This is a genomic window from Abyssisolibacter fermentans, assembly GCF_001559865.1.
Lineage (GTDB): Bacteria > Bacillota > Clostridia > Tissierellales > MCWD3 > Abyssisolibacter > Abyssisolibacter fermentans.
This window is the reverse complement of record NZ_LOHE01000008.1, coordinates 1-5,993: the sequence shown is the minus strand read 5'-3', so window position 1 is coordinate 5,993 and position 5,993 is coordinate 1. Positions and strand designations below refer to the sequence as shown.

The window sequence follows — 5,993 nt, the reverse complement described above, 5'->3', positions numbered from 1 at the left end:
AATATGCTGTAGGTTTCTGAATTAGAAGATTTCAGTGAATTCGAAGGCATACCGAGTTGGTATGTCGAGAATTTAATGGACATCTTCTAATCATGAGCAGAGAACTAAAATCTGTGATTTTATGTGAATCGCTTATTCATTCGAAGAATGAGGTTCATTTATAAAAGGTATTTAATTTTCTATGAATAATCTGGGATTATTTATCATTTTAGAAAATATAGGGAATGATATGATAACTTTGATAAAATAATGTGAATAAAATGAAATAAAAAATTTAAAGGTTATTTGGATATTATGGCAAATAAGTATTATAATTAGGTTAGTATTAAATATCTTAGTAATAATTATAGATAGAATAAATATTGCATAAATTATAAGACTAAAAGGAGTAATTAATAATGAATTATACATATATATTGCATTGTAATGATGGTACTTATTATACAGGTTGGACAGCAGACTTAAGGAAAAGGTTTGCCACACATAATAAAGGGAAGGCATCTAAGTATACTAGAGGGAGATTGCCTGTTAAATTAGTGTATTTTGAAGAGTATAAAACAAAAGTAGAAGCTATGAAAAGAGAATGTGAAATAAAAAAACTGACAAGAAAAGAGAAAGATGAATTAATTTTAAATATTGAGTGTAAAGATATAGAAAGGGTATTGAATGAAATTTAAATAAAAAACAATGTATGGAAATATTGTTTTTTATCTATTATGTTGATATTATTTACATGGAATAAAAAAATATTTAATAAAAAGAATATAATAACATTATTAACATATGTAGAAAAACAACGATATTTTATAGAATAGGCATAGAACTAAGATGTTGGAGTGATTACTCCTAGATATAAAATAGGAGTTTCATATTATAAAAATTACATTAATAAGGGGGATTTGGGGAAGTAAAATTAATACAAAAACTTTAGTATTATCAAAGTTTAGAAGGAGGTCGAGGAGTGAAATTAAAAAATCTTTTACTAGAAACAAAAGATGAAATTGGTATATTAAGTTTTAATAGACCAAAAACATTAAACGCATTAAATTCAGAAATATTGAGAGAACTAGATTTAGCAGTTGACGAAATAATATCAAATGATGAGATTAAAGTTTTAATATTAACAGGAGAAGGTAAAGCTTTTGTTGCTGGAGCAGATATAACTCAAATGAAAGGTTTGAATGCACAGCAAGGTAGAAATTTTGGAAAGCTTGGAGCAGATGTTTTTAGAAAAATTGAACTTATGGAAAAACCAGTTATAGCTGCTGTTAATGGTTTTGCGTTAGGTGGTGGCTGTGAATTGGCAATGTGTTGTGATATTAGGATTGCAGGAGAAAAAGCTAAATTTGGACAACCAGAGGTTGGGTTAGGTATTATACCGGGATTTAATGGCACCCTAAGACTTCCAAGAATAGTTGGTATTGCAAAGGCTAAAGAACTTATCTTTACTGGGGGAATGATAGATTCAGCTGAAGCTGAAAAAATAGGTTTAGTAAATAAAATTGTTAAGCAGGATCAACTTATGCAGGAAGCAATAAAAATGGCTAAATCTATAGCTAGCAATGCTCAAATAGCTGTTAAACATTCAAAAGTAGCAATAAATAGAGGGTTTGAAACAGATTTAGAAACAGCAATGGAGATAGAAAAAGACTTATTCGGACTTTGTTTTGCGACAGAAGATCAAGTAGAAGGTATGACAGCTTTTGTTGAAAAAAGAAAACCAAAATTTACAAATAAATAATTATTTAAAAATATTGGAGGTCGAATAATGAAAATAATGGTTTTAGGTACTGGAACTATGGGTTTAGGTATTGTTCAAGTACTTGCTCAATCTGGAAACGATGTAATAATGAAGAGTAGAAAAGAGGAATCATTGCAAAGAGGTGTTTCAATAATTACCAAAAACCTTGATAGAAGTGTAAAAAAAGAAAGAATAACTAATGAAGTAAAAAATGAAATTTTAAACAGAATTAAAACAACAACTGAAATAGATACTGCTAGAGATGTTGATTTAGTAATAGAAGCTGCTGTTGAAAATATGGAAACAAAGAAAAAAATATTTTCAGAACTAGATGAAATTTGTAAAGAAGATACAATATTAGCTACAAATACATCATCATTATCTATAACTGAAATAGCAAGTGCTACAAAGAGACCAGATAAAGTTATTGGAATGCATTTTTTCAATCCTGTTCCAGTTATGAAATTGGTTGAGGTTATTAAAGGTATAGCAACATCAGATGAGACTAAAAATAAAATATTAGATATGACTAAAAATCTTGGGAAAACACCTGTAGAAGTAGAAGAAGCTCCTGGATTTGTAGTAAATAGAATATTGATTCCTATGATTAATGAAGCAGTTGGTATATTGGCTGATGGAGTTGCAAGTGCAGAAGATATAGATGCTGCTATGAAACTAGGTGCAAATCATCCAATAGGACCATTGGCATTAGCTGACTTAATAGGAAATGACGTAAACTTAGCTATAATGGAAGTTTTATATAAAGAGTTTGGCGATCCTAAATATAGACCACATCCATTACTTAGAAAAATGGTAAAAGGTGGATTATTGGGAAGGAAAACTAAAAAAGGATTCTATGATTACACAAAATAATTAACTAGGGAGAATCTATTATAATTCACAAGTTACAGTGGATTACAATAATTAATATAATTTGTTAAGGATGATGATTATATTCATCCTTAACAAGAATAGCTTACTCAAGATAGAGTAAGCGTTTTCAAAATTGTGCACAGTATACATAATTTTTATAAATGTTCCAATTAATATATGGACAATATTAGAATTGAAAAATAGTAATTATTAAACAATAATTACTGTTTGTGATAAGTGTTAATAATTTATCATTAATATGAAAATTATAATCATTTAAATTTAAAATGAATTAAAGTTATAATTAGAATAGGTAGTTATAATTGAAGACATAAAAGGGTATAAGGAGGAAAAAATATGGATTTTCGTATTCCAAAAGAACATCAAATGTTGCAACAAATGTACAGGGAGTTTACTGAAACAGAAGTAAAGCCATTAGCTGAAGAGGTTGATGAAAAAGAAATGTTCCCTGTAGAAACAGTTAAAAAACTTGGTGAATATGGTTTCTTAGGCATCCCATTTCCTAAAGAATATGGTGGACAAGGTGGAGACAACTTAGCGTATGCTATGGCTGTTGAAGAATTAGCAAAAGCATGTGCAACTACCGCTGTTATAGTTTCTGCTCATACATCTTTATGTGCTGCACCAATTTATGAGCATGGAACTGAAGAACAGAAGCAAAAGTATTTAAAACCACTATTAACTGGTAAAATGTTAGGAGCTTTTGGTTTAACAGAACCTAATGCTGGAACAGATGCATCAGCTCAACAAACAAAAGCAGTTATAGATGGAGATTACTATATATTGAACGGTTCAAAAATATTCATAACAAATGCTGGTTATGCAGATGTATATATTATTATGGCTATGACTGATAAAAGCAAAGGTACAAGGGGTATATCTGCTTTTATAGTAGAAAAAGATTTTGAAGGGTTTAGTGTCGGGAAAAAAGAAGCTAAAATGGGGATCAAAGGTTCTGCTACTTGTGAGTTAATATTTGAAAATTGTAAAGTTCCAAAAGAGAACTTACTTGGCAAAATTGGCAAAGGATTTTCTATTGCAATGAAGACATTAGATGGAGGACGTATTGGTATTGCAGCACAGGCATTAGGAATTGCACAAGGTGCTATTGATGAAACAGTAAAATATACTAAAGAAAGAAAACAATTTGGAAGAAGTCTTGCTAAATTTCAAAATACACAATTCCAATTAGCTGATATGCAAACAGCTACTGATGCAGCTAGATTATTAGTTTATAGAGCAGCTAGAGCTAAAGATACACAAAAAATCTACAGTAATGAGGCTGCTATGGCTAAATTATTTGCAGCTGAAACGGCTATGAATGTTACAACTAAAGCAGTTCAGTTACATGGTGGATATGGTTATACAAGAGAGTATCCAATTGAAAGAATGATGAGAGATGCGAAAATAACTGAAATATATGAAGGAACTTCAGAAGTTCAAAGAATGGTTATTGCAGGAAATATGCTTAGATAGGGAGGTTGTAAAAGTGAAAATAGTTGTATGTATTAAGCAAGTTCCAGATACTACGGAAGTAAAATTGGATCCCAAAACAGGTACTCTTATTAGAGATGGAGTTCCAAGTATAATAAATCCAGACGATAAAAGCGGTCTTGAGGCTGCGCTTAAAATAAAAGATGAAATAGGAGCAGAAGTTACAGTAATTACAATGGGTCCACCACAAGCTGAAAAAGCTTTAATAGAAGCTTTGGCTATGGGTGCAGATAAGGCTATACTATTAAGCGATAGAGCCTTTGCTGGTGCTGATACTTGGGCTACATCAACAACAATAGCAGCGGCAATAAAGAATTTAGAGTATGATTTAATAATAGCTGGGAGACAAGCGATAGATGGTGATACAGCTCAAGTAGGTCCACAAATAGCTGAACATTTAAAACTTCCACAAGTTAGTTATGTTGAGGATTTAAAATTAGATGGAGATAGTTTAATATTAAAGAGAAAGTATGAAGATGGTTATCACAAACTAAAGGTTAAAACACCTTGCTTAATAACAACCTTGAGTGAGATGAACAAACCAAGATACATGTCAGTAAAAGGCGTATTTAATGCGTATAGAGAAAAAGAAATAATAAAATGGAGCTTAGCTGACATAGAAGTAGATACAAATAATATTGGATTAAAAGGTTCGCCAACAAAAGTTAAAAAATCTTTCACAAAAGGTGTTAAATCAGCTGGACAAGTATATGATGTTGAAGCGGATGAAGCAGCTAAGATTATTATCAAAAAATTAAAAGAGAAATTCATTATATAGTTATTAAGGAGGGAGTATCTTGAGTTTATCAGAATATAAAGGTGTATTTGTTTTTGCAGAACAAAGAGAAGGACAATTACAAAAAGTATCTCTAGAATTAGTGGGAAAAGGAAGAGAACTAGCAGATAAATTAGGAGTTAAAGTTACGGGTGTAGTTTTGGGAAAAGACATAAAGAATCTTGCTGATACACTTATACATTATGGTGCAGATGAGGTTATATATATAGATAATCCTGCTTTAGACATATATACTACTGAGCCATATACAAAAGCTTTAACAGAAGTAATAAATACTAAAAAACCAGAAGTGTTTTTAATAGGAGCTACTTCTATAGGTAGAGATTTGGCACCGAGAGTTTCTTCAAGAATTCATACTGGATTAACAGCGGATTGTACAATGTTGGATATTGATGAAGAGACTAATAATTTATTAATGACTAGACCTGCATTTGGTGGAAACATAATGGCAACTATTATATGTCCTGAGCATAGACCTCAAATGTCTACAGTAAGACCTGGAGTTATGCCACTATGTGAAAAGGATGAAACAAGGACAGGAAAGATAGAAGAATTAGTAGTTGAATTTACAAAAGAAGATTGTAACATAGAAATTTTAGAAGTTGTAAAAGAGACAAAAGAAAAAATTAATATAGAAGAAGCAAAAGTACTTGTATCAGGTGGTAGAGGTATGGGTAAAGCGGAAAGCTTTGACTTGATAAAAGGATTAGCAGATGAATTAGATGGACAAGTAGCAGCTTCTCGTGCGGTTGTAGATGCAGGTTGGATAGATAGAAATCATCAGGTTGGACAAACTGGTAAAACAGTAAGACCAGATTTATACTTTGCTTGTGGTATTTCAGGAGCTATTCAACATTTAGCCGGCATGGAAGAATCAGAATTTATTGTTGCTATCAACAAGGATGTTGGAGCACCAATATTTGAAGTATCTGATGTTGGAATTGTAGGAGATGTAAACAAAGTTATTCCTGCTTTAATTAATGGATTAGCAACAGCTAAGGATAATAAATAATAATAGTAATTTAATAATAAATAGCAGCTAGTGGATTGATATGATACTTCCAAAGT

6 protein-coding genes are annotated in these 5,993 nt (G+C 31.0%); all 6 read left to right on the top strand.

Annotated elements, in window-relative coordinates:
* The first annotated feature begins 398 nt into the window (after nucleotides 1-398).
* The 6 genes from AYC61_RS00960 to AYC61_RS00935 all read left to right on the top strand — a co-directional run bounded on the left by AYC61_RS00960 (nucleotide 399) and on the right by AYC61_RS00935 (nucleotide 5,937).
* A complete protein-coding gene (locus AYC61_RS00960) occupies nucleotides 399-677 on the top strand; it encodes a GIY-YIG nuclease family protein (RefSeq protein WP_066495472.1) in 279 nt (92 codons plus the stop codon).
* A 284-nt stretch (nucleotides 678-961) separates the two neighbouring features.
* Entirely contained in the window at nucleotides 962-1,741 is a 780-nt protein-coding gene (locus tag AYC61_RS00955) for a short-chain-enoyl-CoA hydratase (protein WP_066495471.1), read from the top strand.
* Between the two features lie 27 nt (nucleotides 1,742-1,768).
* Entirely contained in the window at nucleotides 1,769-2,614 is an 846-nt protein-coding gene (locus AYC61_RS00950; protein ID WP_066495470.1) for a 3-hydroxybutyryl-CoA dehydrogenase, read from the top strand.
* Between the two features lie 357 nt (nucleotides 2,615-2,971).
* Nucleotides 2,972-4,111 (top strand): acyl-CoA dehydrogenase, encoded by a 1,140-nt coding sequence (locus tag AYC61_RS00945; RefSeq protein WP_066495468.1) that lies wholly within the window; start codon nucleotides 2,972-2,974, stop codon nucleotides 4,109-4,111.
* A gap of 13 nt (nucleotides 4,112-4,124) precedes the next feature.
* Entirely contained in the window at nucleotides 4,125-4,907 is a 783-nt protein-coding gene (locus tag AYC61_RS00940; protein WP_066495465.1) for an electron transfer flavoprotein subunit beta/FixA family protein, read from the top strand.
* 19 nt (nucleotides 4,908-4,926) lie between these two features.
* On the top strand, nucleotides 4,927-5,937 hold the full coding sequence (locus tag AYC61_RS00935) for an electron transfer flavoprotein subunit alpha/FixB family protein (RefSeq protein WP_066495462.1): 1,011 nt from the start codon (nucleotides 4,927-4,929) through the stop codon (nucleotides 5,935-5,937).
* Nucleotides 5,938-5,993 lie beyond the last annotated feature (56 nt).

Coding starts and splice junctions, on each gene's coding strand:
- AYC61_RS00960 (WP_066495472.1), top strand. CDS start 399: ATGAATTATACATATATATTGCATTGTAATGATGGTACTTATTATACA.
- AYC61_RS00950 (WP_066495470.1), top strand. CDS start 1,769: ATGAAAATAATGGTTTTAGGTACTGGAACTATGGGTTTAGGTATTGTT.
- AYC61_RS00945 (WP_066495468.1), top strand. CDS start 2,972: ATGGATTTTCGTATTCCAAAAGAACATCAAATGTTGCAACAAATGTAC.